Below are 13,822 nucleotides of genomic sequence, written 5' to 3'. Positions count from 1 at the left end.
GGGCTGCTGCGCAGGCAGCCTGGCCTGTTCACCCACTGGGCCTGGATGACCGAGTTCTAACGGGTCAGATGAGACGAGCGGAATGACGGGAGACTGTCACGTTCCGTTCTGTGGGAGCCCGGGGGTGAGATCCCCCCGGGCCACCCGGCGCCCTAGCCCGAGCTCGCCGGCGACCTGGTGAAGCGACCAGGCTTGGTCGGCTACTCGGGTGTTCAGGTGGGCGTGCAGGGTAGGGAATACGTCCTTGGTGTCGGTTCTGCGGTGGACGTAGATCTCGCCGGCCTGGTTGCGGCAGAGCACCGCGACGCCGCGGTGCAGCAGCTTGTCGCGGCGCACGTCGCGCCGCAGGGCCCGGCCCACGACCCGGTCCTGGGTGTCGACGAGGTCGACCACCTCGGCTCCCGGGTCGACCCGTACTGACTTCATGCCGACATTCTGCCCGTCCGGCCGCCGGAGTGCTCCGCTGACGGCGGCCGGGTGCGTGCTCCTCGGCGTGCTCACCTGGGTCTGCTCCGTCGACCGACTCCGACGAAGCGAAGGTCGTCGAGGCGGTGTGCCCGGCCACCTACCGGCCACCCCTACCAGCTGCTGCACCGCTCGTCGGTGCGGGTTCTCGTCGTGCCCAGCCCGGACAGCACCGGCTGACCACGCCCGGGACGCCGGGCCCTCTCGCCTGAAGCGCGCGAGGCGGGCGACCGGGCGTGGACACTCGCCGCCGCCCCGCTCCCGGCGTTGCCGAGCAGGTGGACGTGGCCGGGCTCGAAGGCCGCGGTGGACGGCGCCCGCCAGGTCGTGCGGCGGCAGGTGGTCCAGATGGTCACGTCGAGGCACTCCTCGACCAGCGCGCCCTCGACCACCGAGAACGCGGTGGCTGCGCCGCCGTGGTCGTGCACCGGGGTCGCCTGCCCGGGTGCCCACTGGACCAGCCAGACCTCGACCGCCGGGGTCCACAGCAGCCTGGCCCGGGCGGGGGTGCCGTCGGCGGGCCGGGCGACCGGGCGCCACAGCCCGGCCGTGTCGGCCAGGTGCCTGGCGATCTCGGCCAGCCGCCCGGGCGGGAGCGGCGCGGCACCGAGCGTGCCGGTGGGCAGGCGGAGGCCCGCCTCGGAGAGGATGTCGTGCGCGTGCGACAAGAGCGTGGTCCTTTGCGGGAGACGCGGCCGGTGGCGGCTCGGCGTCCGGAGCGCGGGCGGCGGTCGGTCTGGTCTCACGGAGTGAGGCAGGCGCGGTGGCGCGGGTGCGCTGGCGGCGTCGAGCGAGGAGGGCGCCGGGCCCGAGCGTCCGGTTCGCCTAGACGGCGGAGCGCAGCGGACGCCGGGCCCTGGGACACGAGCACGACCCTGTCCGCCCCAGCTCCAGGGCGAGGTCGCGGGTGTCTGCGGCAGCGGTCCGAGCGTCCATCGCCGCAGGATGCCCGCGCCGTCCGGTGGTGTCAAGTCGCGTCCAGGCCGGCGGGAGCCGGGCGGGAGGCTCCTCGCGCCGGCGGCAGCCGTGGCGGAGCGGCCTTTTCCGGCGCCGGACGATACGATCGGCCCGCGAGCGTGACGGTCCGGGAACGGAGCGACCATGGGCGACGGCCACGAGGGGGGCTTCTTCGAGGTTGAGACGCGGCACGACCCGTCTGCTCCGCCAGCACCCGACGTGCGCCCGCCCGAGGAGGGCCCGCCCGGGGAGCGCCGGCCTGAGGAGCATCCGCCCGACGTGCACCGGACCGACGTGCACCGGACCGGGGAGCGCCAGCCCGGGGAGCGCCGGCCCGAGGAGGACCAGCCCGAGGAGCACCCGCCCGAGGAGCACCCGCCCGGGGAGGGCCCAGCCGGGGAGCGCCGGCCCGAGGAGGACCGGGCCGGCGGGGAGGCGGCCGGGGCAGGGCCGGCCGGGCAGGCACCGTTGGCCGGCGGGTCGCCCGCCCGCCAGCCGGACGAGACGCTGTTCGCCGCGTTCATGGCCGCGCGCGAGTCGGCCATGGCGCCCGACCAGGATGCCGGCCCCCTCTCCCCGCGGGCCAAGCGGTGGATCGCCGCCGCCCTGGTGGTGGTGTTCCTGCTGTCGCTCGCGGCCGGGTACGTCATCTACCGCTCCGCGAGGTAGGCGCGGGTACCGCTCCGCGAGTGGGCGCGGGCCGGCCGGCGCCGGATCGCGAAACCGGCTACCCTGCGGCGGCAGTGCCGCGGCCCGGCCGTGGCGTGCCGCCGCCGAACCCAAGGAGACCTGATGCGGTTCTTCGTGACCGGCGGGGCCGGCTTCATCGGCTCCAACTACGTCCGGCACCTGCTCGCCACCGACCCGGACGCCGAGGTGACCAACTTCGACAAGCTGACCTACGCAGGCAACCCGGCCAGCCTCGAGGACCTGGAACCCCACCCCCGCCACACCTTCGTCCAGGGCGACATCTGCGACGGGGCCCGGCTCGCCGAGGTACTGCCCGGGCACGACGTGGTGGTGAACTTCGCCGCCGAGACCCACGTCGACCGCTCGATCGTCGCACCCCTCGAGGCGGTGCGGACCAACACCCTGGGGGTGGCCACCCTGGCCGAGACGGCCAGGCACGCGGGCGTCGGCCGCTTCCTCCAGGTCGGCACCGACGAGGAGTACGGCACCATCCCCGAGGGCTCGTTCGCTGAGACCGACCGGCTCGAGCCGTCCTCGCCCTACTCGGCGGGCAAGGCCGGCGGCTCGCTGGTGGCCCTCGCCTACGCCACCACCCACAAGCTCGACGTGGTGGTGACCAGGTGCACCAACAACTACGGGCCCTACCAGTTCCCCGAGAAGGTCGTGCCGCTGTTCGTGACCAACCTGATCGACGGCCACAAGCTCCCCCTGTACGGGACCGGCGGCAACATCCGCGACTGGCTGTACGTCCTGGACCACTGCACCGCGATCGACCTGGTGCTGCGCCGCGGTGAGACCGGCCGGATCTACAACGTCGGCGCGAGCAACGAGGTCACCAACCTGGAGCTGACCCGGCGCCTGCTGGCCGCGTTCGGGGCCGGCGAGGACATGATCGAGTACGTCACCGACCGGCCCGGCCATGACTGGCGCTACTCGCTCGACTCGACCCGGCTCCGGGAGCTGGGCTGGGCGCCCGCGCACGACTTCGACGCCGGGCTGGCCGAGACGATCACCTGGTACCGGGCGAACGAGTCGTGGTGGCGCCCGCTGAAGCCTGCTGGTGCGACCAGGACCCTCGACCACGGCCGTCCGGCCCCCTCCGGGGACGAGCTCGGCCCGGCCGAGCGCCCCCCAGGGGTGGCCGAGCGCCCCGCAGGGCCGGCCGAGCGCCCCACCAGCCCGGCCGGGGCCGGGGCCCCGGAGTGAGCGCCGTGCGCGTCCTGGTCACCGGCGCTGGCGGCCAGGTCGGCACCGACCTGGTGGCCGCCTTCGCCGACGCCAAGGAGGTCGTCGCCGCGACCCGGGCCGAGCTCGACGTGGGCGACCGGCACGCGGTCGCCGCCGCCGTCGCCGACCTCGAGCCCGACCTGGTGGTGAACGCCGCCGCCTACACCGACGTGGACGGCTGCGAGGCCGAGGTCGACCGCGCCTTCCGCGACAACTGCCTCGGGCCACGCCACCTCGCCCTCGCCTGCCGCGAGGTCGACGCCGAGCTCCTCCACCTGTCGACCGACTACGTCTTCGACGGCGCGGGCCGCGAGGCCCGGCCGGACGGCTACGGCGAGTACGACCCGACCGTGCCCGCGAGCGTCTACGGGCGCTCCAAGCTCGCCGGCGAGCGGGCCGTCCGGGACGTCTGGGACCGCCACTACGTCGTGCGCACGGCCTGGGTGTACGGCGCGAGCGGCCGGAACTTCGTGCGCACGGTGCTGCGCCTGGCCGCCGAGCGGCCGACCCTGCAGATCGTCGACGACCAGGTGGGCAGCCCGACCTGGTCGCGCGACCTGGCCGAGGGCGTGCGCGCGCTGGTGCGCACCGGGCAGCACGGCACCTGGCACCTGAGCGGCGGCGGGTCGTGCTCCTGGTACGAGTTCGCCAGGGCGGTCCTGGCCGGCACCGGCCAGGACCCAGACCGGGTCGAGCCGATCAAGAGCACCCAGTACCGTCGCCCGGCTCCCCGGCCGGCCTTCTCGGTGCTCGACAACCGGCTCGCGCGGCTGGCGGGCGTCCCCCCCCTTCGCCCCTGGGACGAGGCGCTACGCGCCTTCCTCGCCGCCTCCGGCCTCGGCGGTCCCGCCGCCACCGGCCCCGGCGCCACCGGCCCCGGCGGCCCCGCCGCCTGAGTCGCGCGGACCAGCAGCGGGCCGGGGCACGGGGGCCCGGGCGACCACGTACACCTCGGCCGGCTGGTACAGGCCGCGGGCCAGCTTGCGGTGGGCGCGGTCCAGGTCGCGCAGGCCCTCCTGGGTCTCGCTGAGCCGGTCGGCCAGGGTCTTGACCGCGTGGACGAGCTCGAAGGCCCACGCGGGGTCGTGGGCGTCCCCGCCGGGCAGCTCCCGGTGCCGGTGGTCGAGGCCTGAGCGGACCCGCGCCGCCGCCTCGGCGATGGCGGAGGTGAGCCCGGGGTGCACGGCCGGCTCCGGGCCGCCGAGCGCCTCGGGCGGCGGCGCGGGGTGGTCGGCCGGGTTGGCGGCCGAGCGCTCGACCACGAACCCGGCCCGCCCGCACAGGTACTCGAGCAGCCGCACGTCGTACAGGCGGGCGCTGGCCGGGTCGCGCCAGAACCGGTGGGTCAGCACGAGCCAGGACGCGGGGTTGGCGGTGGCGACCACGAGCCGCCCGCCGGGGGCGAGCACCCGGCGGGCGCCGGCGAGCACCCGCAGCGCCTCGCCGGGTGACAGCCGCTCGACCAGGCCGACGCAGACCACCGCCCGGAACGGCCCGGGCACCGGGTCGGCCTCCAGGTACTCGAGCACCCCGACGGTCTCCACGTCCTGGCCGAGGCGGCGGGCCTCGGCCGCCGCGGCCTGGTCGGGCTCGACGCCCCTGGCGCGCACGCCGGCCTCGGCGAGCAGGCGGAGCAGCGCGCCCCGGCCGCAGCCGAGCTGCAGCACCGGGCCGTAGCGGACCAGCAAGGGCACGTAGGGTGCGAGCCGCTCGCGGTCGCGGACCGGCGGGTCAGGTGCGGCGGGCCGGCTCACGGCCCCACCCCGGGGCGTGGTCACTGCCAGTGCTCGACCTGCCTGACCGGCTTGGCCGGGACCCCGGCGACCAGGGTCTTGGGGGGCACGTCGCGGGTGACCACCGATCCCGCCGCCACGACCGCGCCATCACCGATGGTCACCCCCTTGAGCACCAGCGCGCTGGTCCCGATCCAGACCCGGTCGCCGATGTCGATCGGCGCGGTGTGGGGCAGCGGCTCGCCGTCGACGTAGACCGAGTGGAAGTCGGTGTCAAGGATCTGCACGTTCCACGAGATGTTGCAACCCGAGCCGATGCGGACGCCGGCGTTGACCAGGACCTTGGTCAGCCCGTTGATCATCGTCTGGTGGCCGATCTCGAGCTGCCCGGCGTCCACCACGATGCGGGAGCCGCGGTGCAGGTTGACCTGGCCGTTGACCACGAAGCTGGCGCCGGGCCGGATCCGGATCACGGTGACGTCCTTGCTCGTGGTCAGGCCGAAGCTGCCGATGCCGATGCGCAGGTGGCCGTCGTTGCGGAACTGGAGCCGGCGCGGGTCGTCGATGACCGTGGGGGAGCCCACCGACACCGGGATGCGGTAGCGCAGCTCGTAGCGGAGGCGGCCGCGCCAGCTCGACAGCAGGGACACCTCCCGCTCGCGGCGGAGCTGCCGGTCGATCGGCTCACGGAACATCCTGGGCACTCCCCTTCCTCCCACTGACGTGGTCGCCTTCCTCCCACTGACGTGGTCGACGGACCCGGACCTTCTCACTTCTCCACAGCCCGGACAACGCGCCCGGGCAAGCCCGGGAAGGTGTGTAGACTCCGGGCTCATGGCGGTTTCACAGATCGAGACCTCGCCGGGCGCGGCCGGCGGCGCCCCTGGCGAGCAGGCGGCCCGTCCCGTGCTTCATTCCTCGGAGGTCCTGGTGGCGCTGGCCACCCTCGGTCTCGGGCTGCCCGCCTGGGCCGGCCTCGCGCTCGCCCACGCCGGGCGCTGGTCGCTGCCTGCCGCGCTCGGGCTCGCCGCGGCCGGGATGGCCCTCGCCGTGCTCGTCGCCTGGCGGGCCGGTGGCCGCCCCGCCCCCGGGATCGCGCTCGACCCGGCCGGCCTGGCCATGGTGGGCGGTCTCGCGGTCGCCAGCGCGCTGCTGTTCTTCCCCGGGTTCCCCTACGGCGTGGCCGACAAGGACCCGGGCGGGTACGTGTCCCAGGCCATCCTGATCGAGCGCACCGGCTCCTACGCCATGGACGACCCGGTGCTCGACCGCTCGCGCGTGCCGGCCGTCGCCCTCGCCTCGCCAGGCGCCCGCCTGCCCGGGCAGTGGATCGAGGACGCCGACCCGCCCCGCCGGACCATCCCGCAGTTCTACCACCTGTGGTCGGCCGCGCTGGCCGGTGCCTGGGCGGTCGGCGGCTACACCGGCCTGGTGAACCTGAGCCCTCTCTGCGGGGTGCTCGCCGTGCTGGTGCTCGCGCTCGCCGTGCGGCGGGTGTTCGGCCTGCTGGCCGGGTCGCTGGCCGGCGTGCTGCTGGCTGCCAACATGCTCGAGGTGTGGCAGGCCAAGTACCAGACCAGCGAGGTCTTCACCCAGCTCCTGGTGGCCGGTGCGCTGCTCGGGGTGGTGGTGGCCGCGAAGACCGGCTGGCGCCCGGCCGCCGGCCTGGCCGGCCTGCTGGTCGGCCTCGGCTTCCTGGCCCGGGCCGACGGGCTGGTGCTGGTGCTGGTCGCGGTGGCCGCCGGCTGCGCGCTGCTCGCGGCCGGGCGGTTCGACGGGCGCTGCGCCTGGTTCGCGGCCGGCCTGGCGGTCACCCTGCCCCACGGGTTCCTGCAGGCGTACCGGTTCGCCAAGCTCTACACGGCCTCGGTGCACCTGCCCGGCGCGGCCAAGGTCGTCGTGGCCGTGGCGGCCGCGCTGGCCCTGGCCGGGGCGGTGCGCCTGCTTGCCCGCCCGCTCGGCGAGCGGGCCGCGGCCCTGGCCGCCGACCGGCACGTCCAGCGCGTCGCCGGCCTGGTCGTGGTGGCCGGCGCGGTGGCACTCCTCGCCCTCGGCTTCCTGCGGCCACGGCTGTTCGGCGCCGACTACTTCCACTACAACGGGCGGGTGATCCGCAGCTACGACGAGCAGGCGCTGCGCCGGCTGTCGTGGTTCTTCACCCTGCCCGGGTTCGCGCTCATGGTCGCCGGGCTCGCCCTGGTCGCGTTGCGCCGCTGGGTCGCGGCGGCCTGGCTGCTCCTGCTTCCCGGGCTGCTGCTGTTCCCCCTGTACGCCTACCAGGCGCAGAACTCCAGCCGCCTGATGTGGTGGAACCGCCGCTTCGTCCCGGCCGTCGTGCCCACCGTCATCATGCTCATGGCGGTCGCCCTGGCCGTCGCGCTCGCCTGGTCGGGCCGCTGGCGCTGGCCGGTCCGGCTCGCCGGCGCCGCGGCTACGACGCTGCTGCTCGCGGTGTTCCTCGGCCAGTCGCTGCCGCTCCGCCACCACCAGGAGTTCGCCGGGTCGTTCGAGACCACCCAGCGGCTCGCTCGCCTGGCCGGCGACCGCCAGGGCGTGTACCTGTGGCAGCCGCAGCCGTGGCCGTTCTCGCCGACGTCGCTGTTCGCCACGCCCGTCTGGCTGCAGGAGGGGGAGGTCAGCGTGCTGCTCCCGGCCCGGCCGAACCCCGCCTACGTCCGCTCGTTCGTCAGCGGCTTTCCCGGCCAGCCGGTGTTCCTCGTCGCCGCCGGAGGGGTGCGGCCCGCCGGGTACGGCGACGTCCCGCTCCGGCTCGTCGACCGGATCGGCCAGCAGCTCCCGGTCTGGGAGGAGAGCGACACCCAGCGGCCGTCGTCCCCCCGCAGCGTGCCCGTGGACTTCTCGGTCTGGCGGGTCGAGGGCACCTGACCTCGGGTCGTGCCCGCCGGACCGGCGGCGCGCCACGGCCACTCAGCGCGGTAATTGCCACTCTGGGTGTTCAAGGCGGTAGGAAGCGGCGCCGACCCTCCAGCTTGTCTCGACCAAGCTGTGAGGGGAGTTGGCTCGCATGTCCCAGCGTTCCCAGCGGTGGCGCCGGTACTGGACCGGCGCTCTGGGTCTCGTCCTGCTGGTCGCGCTGGTCGGCGCCGCGCCGCTGCCCGGCCTCGGCGGCGCCCCGGGAGCCCGTCCCGCCGCCGCCATGGGCGGCGCGCCCTCCGCCTGGCGCTTCGACGGCGGCGGCTACGGGCACGGGATCGGGATGAGCCAGTACGGGTCCTACGGCATGGGCCTGCGGGGCGCGCGGGCCGGCGCCATCCTCGGCTTCTACTACCGGGGGACCAGGGTCCGGCGGGCCGCCCTGCCGTCGGCCGTGCGGGTCGGGGTGCTGCAGGCATGGCGCGACCCGAGCACCGGCCGGCGCCTCGGCCGGGTGCTCGTCCGCGGCCGGCCGGTCCGCGGGGTCCGGTCGTCCAGCGGCGCGTTCACCGCCGTCGGAGTGGACAAGCGGGGCCGGCGCACGGCACGGCGCCTGGCCGGCGGGGTGACCTACTCGGTGCGCCCCCAGGCGGGCGGCACCTCGGTGTTCAGGGGCGTGCAGCGGGTGTTCGGGCCGAGCAGGGCGGGCACCGGGGTCAGCCTGCGCTTCCAGTCCGGGGTGCGGGTGCCCGCCCTGCTCGTGCTGCCCCAGGCAGGCAGGACGCTGCGCTGGGGCCGCCTCGACATCGGGCTGGTCCGCCAGGGGACCGCCGTCCGGCCCCGCGCGGTGGCCATCATGTCGTTCAACGCCTACCTGCGCGGCCTGGCCGAGGTGCCGAGCTCCTGGCCGGCCGAGACGCTCAAGGCCCAGGCGATCGCGGCCCGCAGCTACGCGCTGGCCACCATGCGCGCGGCCGGCCAGCACCGGGGGCGGCGGAGCTGGGACGGCTGCGACTGCGGGGTGTACGCCGACACCAGAGACCAGCACTGGGCCGGCTGGGCCAAGGAGCGCGGGCCAGGTGGCGCCCGCTGGGTCGCGGCGGTCCGCTCCACCGACAGGCTGGTGGTCACCTGGCGGTCGCGGGTCGTGCACGCCTTCTACTCGTCGTCGTCGGGCGGCCACACCGCCAGCACCACGAGCTGGGGCGGCCCGAACCTGCCCTACTTCCCGGCCCGCCGCGACCCCGACGACCGGGCCAGGGGCCGCAACCCCAACCACCGCTGGCGGGCGACCAGGACGGCGGCGGCCGTCTCGGCGGCGCTGCGGGGCTACGGCGTGGGCCGGGTGCTCGCCCTGCGGGTGCGGTCGGCGGACGTGTCCGGCCGGGTCCGCGCCGTCGAGGTCCGCGGGACCAGGCGCACGGTCGTGGTGCCGGGCGGCACCTTCCGCTACCTGCTGCGGCTCAGGTCCACGAAGTTCGCCATCCGGGCCGGGTAGGGCGCCAGGGTCGCGGACTGGGGCTCAACCTTGGGGCGCCGGGCGCCGAGATTCCTCTGATCGCCGCGTCAGCCTCTTTGGGAGGGTCTCCCGTGCACCGGTCCACGCCCGACCCGGCCCGCCACCGCCGCTTGGCGCTCGCCGGCCTCTCCGTCGTGCTCGCTCTCACTGTCGTCGCCGTCCCCGACCTCGCCGTCCAGCGCCCGCGCACGACAGGCGCGGGCGCGGTCAGGGACATACCCCTGTCGTTCGCGTCCGGCACCGGCACCGGCCGGCTCGCCGCCCGCACCCCGCTGGCGCTGCGAGGCGCCCGGGGCCGGCCCGGCGCCTGGCTGTCGGACCCGGTCGGTGCCGGCCCGGCCCGCCTGGCCGGGCTGTCGTGGGCGCGGCGCCCGGACGGGCCCTGGGCCCGGCCCGGCAGCGCCCGGACCTGGCTCCGCTCCCGGTCCGCGGCGGGCGTGTGGTCGTCCTGGCAGCCGATGGAGCCCGACGACCACGAGCCCGATCCCGCCGACCCCCAGCCCCGCCCGGACCGGGTGTTCACCGAGGGCGTCTGGCTCCCGGCCGGCACCGGTGCACTGCAGGTGCGGGTCGAGCTGCCCCGTGGCGCTCCTGCCAGCGTCGAGCGGCTCGCCGCCCACCTCGTCGCTCCGGACCTGGCCCCGGCCCCGGGGACCGAGGCCGGGCCGGGCGGGGCGGTCGCGATGACCCGGCAGCCGCCCATCATCACCCGCGCCAGCTGGGGCGCTGACGAGCGCCTGCGCCACGGCCGGCCCCGCTACGCCAGCAGCGTGCACGCGGCCTTCGTGCACCACACCGTCCAGGCCAACACCTATTCCAAGGCCGAGAGCGCGGCTCTGGTCCGGGCCGACTACCTCTACCACGTGAAGACCAGAGGCTGGGACGACATCGGCTACAACTTCCTGGTGGACCGCTTCGGCCAGGTCTTCGAGGGCCGCTACGGCGGGGTCGACCAGCCGGTGGTGGGGGCGTGCAACGCCGGGTTCAACACCGGGACGAGCTGCGTGGCGATGCTCGGCACCTTCACGGCCGCCAGGCCGCCCGGGCCGATGGTCGCCGCGGTCACCGGCCTGCTGGCCTGGAAGCTCGACCTCACCCACGTCGACCCGCTGAGCACGACCGTGCTGACCAGCTCGGGCGGGGGCACCTCCAAGTACAAGAAGGGCACCCGGGTGCGCCTCCGGACCATCAGCGGTCACCGCGACACCTCCTACACCAGCTGCCCCGGCGACGCGGCCTACGGCATGCTGCCCGGCCTGCGCGCGGCCGTCGGGCGGACCGGCCTGCCCAAGATCTACGGCGGCGCGCCGAGCGCCGGCGCGGTGGACCCGCTGGCCGCGTCCGCGGTCACCGTGGCGCCCAGGTTCAGCCAGGACGTGCGCTGGAGCGCCTGGGTGGCCGCGGCCGACGGGCGGGTCCTGCGCCGCTGGTCGGGGTCGGGCCGCTCGGCGCGGATCGTGTGGAACGGCCGTGACGCGGTCGGCGACGCCGCGCCCGCGGGCCGTGCCGCGCTCACCGTGACCGCCACCGCCGGCGGCGTGCCCGCCCGGCCTCTCACCGTGGGCTTGGCCGTGCGTGGCCCGGTCGCCGCCGTGCCGCCGCTGCCGGACGGGACCCGGGTGGCCGGCTCCCCGCCCCGGCGGGTGCTCGGCGGCGCGGTGTGGACCTACGCCGGCCCGGGTGAGGCGGCTGCCGACGCCGGGCCCGGGCCGGCCGTCCGGCCCCGGACCCGGGCCGCCCTGCGGGGACTCACCCAGCCGCTCGCCGGCCTTCCCGACGGTGCCCTGGCCCGCGAGGCGAGCGGGGCGGTATGGGCGGTTGCCGACGGGCAGCGGCGGGCGGTCACCGACGCCGCCTCGTTCACCGCTCACGGCTACCAGCCCTCGGCCGTGCGCGCTGCCCGGGACGCCGACCTCGCCCGCCTGCCGGTGGGCGCGCCGCTGGGCGCCGGCGACCCCTGGCCCGACGGGACCCTGGCCGCCAGCGGCGACCGGCTCTGGCGGGTCGAGGACGGGCTGGCCCGGCCGGTCCTGCCCGCCGCCGCGCCCACCTGGCGCGCCCGCACCGCGCCCGCCCTGGCCGGGTCCGGGGTGGCCGCGATCACGCGCTACCGTCCTGGCCCCGTGCTCGGCTTCCCGGACGGCACGCTGCTGCGCACCATCGACGACGGCAAGGCCTGGGTGGTGGCCGAGGGCAGGCGCAGGCGCCTGCCCTCCCGCGCGGTGCTCACCGGGCTGGGCTACCACCCGGGCGCGATCCGGCCGGTCCGCCCGGCCGAGGTGCGCGCCAACCCGCCCGGGCCGGCGCTGGCCGCCGTCTCCCCGCCGCCCTCGGGGGCGCTGCTCAAGGTGGGCGGCAGCCACTGGCTGGTGGTCGGCCGCAGCCGCCTGGCCGTGCCCGGGGCGGTGCTCGGGTCGCTGCGGCTGCGGCCCCAGCCGGTCTCGGCGCGGCGGCTCGCCCAGCTCGGCCCGGCCCGGCTCTCCTACGGCGCCGGCACCTACGTCCGCGGCGCTCGTGGCGGCGTCTACGCCGTGTCGGGCGGGCTGCTCCGCCCGGTGTCGGGCGCTGCCGTGCTGCTGACCGGGGTCAGGCCGGAGAGGCTGGCGGTCCTGTCGGCCGCGTCCGCCGGCGTGCTGCCGCTCGGGCCGCTGGTCGGCCCGGCCGCGCCGTACCCCGACGAGACCCTGTGGCGGACCGAGGACGGGACGGTCTGGCGGGTGGAGGGTGGCCGCAGGCGGCCGGTGTCGACCTCGGCGGCCGCCTCCTGGACGGTCGCGGTCGCCGCCCGGCCGGTGCGCTCGACCTCCGCCTCGTTCGCGGCCCTGCCGGCCGGTCCCCTCCTGGGGTTCCGGGACGGCGCGCTGGTCCGTGACGCGGCCACCCTGTCGGTCTACGCGATCGCCGGCGGCCAGCGCCGCCACGTCATCTCCGCCGCGGTCCTGGACCGGCTCGGCCTGCCTGCCTCCCGGGTCGTCCTGGCCGCCCCCGAGGCGGTCATGGCCACCCCGCCAGGCCCCGACCTGCGCTGACCGTGCCGGCCGGGCCCGCTCGGTCCCGTCCGCTGGTCGGCTGGGCGCCGCCGCGGGCGGGCCGCGGAGGTCACCTGGGTCGCCTGTGGAGGCACGCGACGCCCTGGCGCCAGGCGTCAATCGTCTCAGCCGGCGCGAAGCGTGCCGAGGTGGAGCGGCGGGACAGCGACCGCCCCCCCGAGCGGTCGCTGCGGGGCCCTGGTGGCGATCCAGATGTACTGAGGGATGAGCGGCGCGACCGCTCGCATGGCCCGACCGGGCAGCCGGTGGACCAGCGGGGGGACCACGTCGCGGGCTTCGAACCGGTCGGGCTCGGCCAGCACCGGGAACGTGTAGTCCCACACGTCCAGGTCGCCGAACAGCCGCCGCAGCCCGGGACGGGTGAGGAGGCGCTCGTGGTAGCGGTCGGCCTTGCCGGTGGCCCGAATGTAGCGGTGAGCCAGGGGGCGCGGCAGCCAGGAGAGAAACGGCAGCTTGTAGTGCGGCTCGATCACGCCGAGCCGGTTGGCCAGGCCCAGGTAGGCGACGCCGCCCGGGGCGAGGACACGCCGGATCTCGGCCGCGACCGGGACCGGGTCGACGACATGCTCGTAGATCTGGTTGAACACCACGACGTCGATCTCACCGGAGGCCAACGGCAGGCGCTCGGCGTCGGCGCACAGGAAGGCGACCTCCTTGCCAAACGACGCCTGCGCCTTGGCGAGCCCGGGCACGTCGACGTCGATGCCGATCGCGGCCGCGCCGCGGCGGGTCAAGTCGTGCGCGACGATGCCGGCCGAGCAGCCGATGTCGAGCAGCCGCAGTCCCTCGAGCGAGCTCCGACCGAGGAAGTGCTGCACCACCGCAGCGATCTTGGCCGCCTTGGCCAGCCGGCTCTCCTCGTCCAGCATACGGTCTTGCAGCTCGGAGTAGGCGAGCTGCAGGCTGCGCTTCTCCCTCATGGGCCTCCTCGCCTCCGTGGCTCGACCCTGCAGGCCATGGCGGGGCACGCCCTGAAGTGGCCCCGGATCCCTGGACAGGCTGGCCGGCGATCAGGCGGCAGCGTAGCGCGGATGGTCGCTCCTCTCGCAATCGGCAGGGCTGAGATAGCTGCCTCGGTGGCGGGGAGGGGGAGCTGCCTGGGTGGCGGGAGGGAGCTGCCTGGGTGGCGGGAGGGAGCTGCCTGGGTGGCGGGAGGGAGCTGCCTCGGTGGCGGGGCCGTGTCCCCGCTACCGAGGGCTTCGCGCTGGCCCTGTAGACTCCGGGTCCATGCGGACCACCCCGATCATCCCCCCCGCCGCAGAGCCGGTCGCGGCGCGCCCGGATGCGCGCCGAGCCGCGGTCGAGCT

The 13,822-nt window shown here is 76.2% G+C and carries 11 protein-coding genes; 6 read left to right on the top strand and 5 right to left on the bottom strand.

What is annotated here, in order from left to right; all coding sequences use genetic code 11:
* Nucleotides 1-96: 96 nt before the first annotated feature.
* Together VG276_29660 and VG276_29655 are read right to left on the bottom strand one after the other, a co-directional pair.
* Nucleotides 97-426, bottom strand: coding sequence for a hypothetical protein (locus VG276_29660; protein HEV8653455.1), 330 nt, complete (start codon nt 424-426; stop codon nt 97-99).
* Nucleotides 427-578: 152 nt separating this feature from the next.
* Nucleotides 579-1,133: a cysteine dioxygenase family protein gene (locus VG276_29655; protein ID HEV8653454.1), complete on the bottom strand. Its 555-nt coding sequence runs from the start codon at nt 1,131-1,133 to the stop codon at nt 579-581.
* 433 nt (nt 1,134-1,566) lie between these two features.
* Here VG276_29655 and VG276_29650 point away from each other — a divergent pair, with 433 nt between their 5' ends.
* The 3 genes from VG276_29650 to rfbD all read left to right on the top strand — a co-directional run bounded on the left by VG276_29650 (nt 1,567) and on the right by rfbD (nt 4,235).
* Nucleotides 1,567-2,091, top strand: a complete 525-nt coding sequence (locus VG276_29650) for a hypothetical protein (protein HEV8653453.1) — start codon at nt 1,567-1,569, stop codon at nt 2,089-2,091.
* A gap of 123 nt (nt 2,092-2,214) precedes the next feature.
* Nucleotides 2,215-3,318 carry a dTDP-glucose 4,6-dehydratase gene (rfbB, locus tag VG276_29645; protein ID HEV8653452.1) on the top strand — a complete coding sequence of 368 codons (1,104 nt, stop codon included), beginning with the start codon at nt 2,215-2,217 and terminating at the stop codon, nt 3,316-3,318.
* 5 nt (nt 3,319-3,323) lie between these two features.
* Complete coding sequence (gene rfbD / locus VG276_29640) at nt 3,324-4,235, top strand: dTDP-4-dehydrorhamnose reductase (protein ID HEV8653451.1); 912 nt, start codon at nt 3,324-3,326, stop codon at nt 4,233-4,235.
* On the opposite strand, the gene VG276_29635 is transcribed toward rfbD, so the two are convergent.
* Entirely contained in the window at nt 4,149-5,093 is a 945-nt protein-coding gene (locus VG276_29635) for a class I SAM-dependent methyltransferase (protein HEV8653450.1), read from the bottom strand. The genes rfbD and VG276_29635 overlap by 87 nt on opposite strands.
* Nucleotides 5,094-5,113: 20 nt before the next feature.
* Entirely contained in the window at nt 5,114-5,767 is a 654-nt protein-coding gene (locus tag VG276_29630) for a DapH/DapD/GlmU-related protein (GenBank protein ID HEV8653449.1), read from the bottom strand.
* A gap of 139 nt (nt 5,768-5,906) precedes the next feature.
* Here VG276_29630 and VG276_29625 point away from each other — a divergent pair, with 139 nt between their 5' ends.
* The 3 genes from VG276_29625 (at nt 5,907) to VG276_29615 (ending at nt 12,494) form a co-directional block, all read left to right on the top strand.
* On the top strand, nt 5,907-7,958 hold the full coding sequence (locus VG276_29625; protein HEV8653448.1) for a hypothetical protein: 2,052 nt from the start codon (nt 5,907-5,909) through the stop codon (nt 7,956-7,958).
* Nucleotides 7,959-8,097: 139 nt separating this feature from the next.
* The gene (locus VG276_29620; protein HEV8653447.1) at nt 8,098-9,444 is read left to right on the top strand and encodes a SpoIID/LytB domain-containing protein; all 1,347 of its coding nucleotides are present in this window, start codon (nt 8,098-8,100) and stop codon (nt 9,442-9,444) included.
* A 92-nt stretch (nt 9,445-9,536) separates the two neighbouring features.
* Complete coding sequence (locus VG276_29615; GenBank protein HEV8653446.1) at nt 9,537-12,494, top strand: N-acetylmuramoyl-L-alanine amidase; 2,958 nt, start codon at nt 9,537-9,539, stop codon at nt 12,492-12,494.
* 125 nt (nt 12,495-12,619) lie between these two features.
* On the opposite strand, the gene VG276_29610 is transcribed toward VG276_29615, so the two are convergent.
* A complete protein-coding gene (locus VG276_29610; protein ID HEV8653445.1) occupies nt 12,620-13,435 on the bottom strand; it encodes a class I SAM-dependent methyltransferase in 816 nt (271 codons plus the stop codon).
* Between the last annotated feature and the right edge of the window lie 387 nt (nt 13,436-13,822).

The organism is Actinomycetes bacterium (assembly GCA_036000965.1).
Lineage (GTDB): Bacteria > Actinomycetota > CALGFH01 > CALGFH01 > CALGFH01 > DASYUT01.
The sequence above is the reverse complement of the archived record's forward strand: the minus strand, read 5'-3'. Positions and strand labels throughout refer to the sequence as shown.